Origin of the sequence: Microcoleus sp. S28C3 (assembly GCF_036700785.1) — a bacterium.
Classification (GTDB): Bacteria; Cyanobacteriota; Cyanobacteriia; order Cyanobacteriales; family Microcoleaceae; genus Microcoleus; species Microcoleus asticus.
Genome location: NZ_JAUBPO010000293.1, coordinates 1 through 1,212 on the forward strand (window position 1 = coordinate 1; position 1,212 = coordinate 1,212).

A 1,212-nucleotide genomic window follows, 5' to 3' on the forward strand; every position below is an offset into this window, starting at 1 on the left:
TGACCCCATCTTTTTTTAGCTCAAGTTGGGTCAATCCGCCACCCGTGAGGGTTTTGACTGGGTTGTCACCCCCTCAGGAAAAAGCCATAAAGGAAAACAAGAAGTCGCAGTACGCCAAATCAAACAAGCAAACCTAGATATGTTGGAATGGGCTGCTGCTGCGGGAGAAATCGACTTAAAATATTTAGATGAATCAGGGTTTTGTGCTTGGAGTGAACCTGGTTACACTTATTACCAGCGAGGTGAGCAAAAACGGCTCGAACAAACGAAGAGGCGTGGTCGTAGATTAAGTATTGTAGGGCTTCTTCAACAGGAAATCAGCTTTGTTTACGGTTTGGTAATTGGGGGTGTCGATCGAAAAGCTTATATCAAAATGATGGAATCAGAAGCCCTGGAAGCCTCTCAGAGTAAACGAATCAGAGTAATAGTACAGGATAATGGCCCGATACATCGATGTCATGAAGTTCAACAATTATGGCCGAAGTGGGAAAGCCAGGGTCTATATATCTTATTTTTACCCAAATATTGTTCAGAAATGAATCCGATAGAATTGGAGTGGCAACATATCAAAAAAGACGAGCTGGCAGGACAAATGTTTGAGGATGAATTAGAGCTGGCTTATGCCGTAATTAATGGGGTAGAAGCTAGAGGAAAAAAAGGAAACTACCCTACAAAACGCATTAAATTTAGCTCCGAGCTGGTTACTTAATCTTTCGTTACATAGTTATAAAATTTCCCGCCGACTTACTTATCACAATTACCCGTTACCCATTTATATCAAGAATTGTTTGGTTAAAAACTTCTTGGCTCCAAAGTTTATTTTTCAATTTTATAGCTCGTTTTTCCAGGTAATATGGCATCTAGCAACTGGTCTCATGCGTATTTCCAAGTAAATTTTTAGCTACAAAACGGGGGTCTGTAAGTTGAGCTTTGGCGGTAAGTGAAGGTTGTGCGATAACGGTCTGCATCCACTGAGTCAAATGTGCCATTCAGGAGCCAAAATAAATAGTTGTTCTTTTGCTATTTCAACAGCCATAAATTTACTTTCTACGGGCAGTGCCAAGTCTGGGTAAGTGAAATCGTCTGTAGGGCCACCGGCTGTACAGATGACAGGCAAACCGCAAGCGGTGGCTTCTAAGCTGTTTCGCATTTAAATTGTGATAATAGCATTTCCTTTGTTTTTAAGTTTCCGTCCCCATTTGATAACCAATT

General features: G+C 41.1%; 2 protein-coding genes. One reads left to right on the forward strand and one right to left on the reverse strand.

Going from position 1 to position 1,212, the window contains the following annotated elements; genetic code table 11:
- Positions 1-25 precede the first annotated feature (25 nt).
- Positions 26-709 carry a transposase gene (locus tag QUA13_RS32525; RefSeq protein WP_333205223.1) on the forward strand — a complete coding sequence of 228 codons (684 nt, stop codon included), beginning with the start codon at positions 26-28 and terminating at the stop codon, positions 707-709.
- 267 nt (positions 710-976) lie between these two features.
- Here QUA13_RS32525 and QUA13_RS32530 read toward each other — a convergent pair whose 3' ends face one another.
- On the reverse strand, positions 977-1,150 hold the full coding sequence (locus QUA13_RS32530) for a hypothetical protein (RefSeq protein ID WP_333205225.1): 174 nt from the start codon (positions 1,148-1,150) through the stop codon (positions 977-979).
- Positions 1,151-1,212: the final 62 nt, after the last annotated feature.

Bases quoted from the DNA above. Each gene is read 5' to 3' on its own strand.
- QUA13_RS32530 (WP_333205225.1), bottom strand. From the start codon at position 1,150: ATGCGAAACAGCTTAGAAGCCACCGCTTGCGGTTTGCCTGTCATCTGT.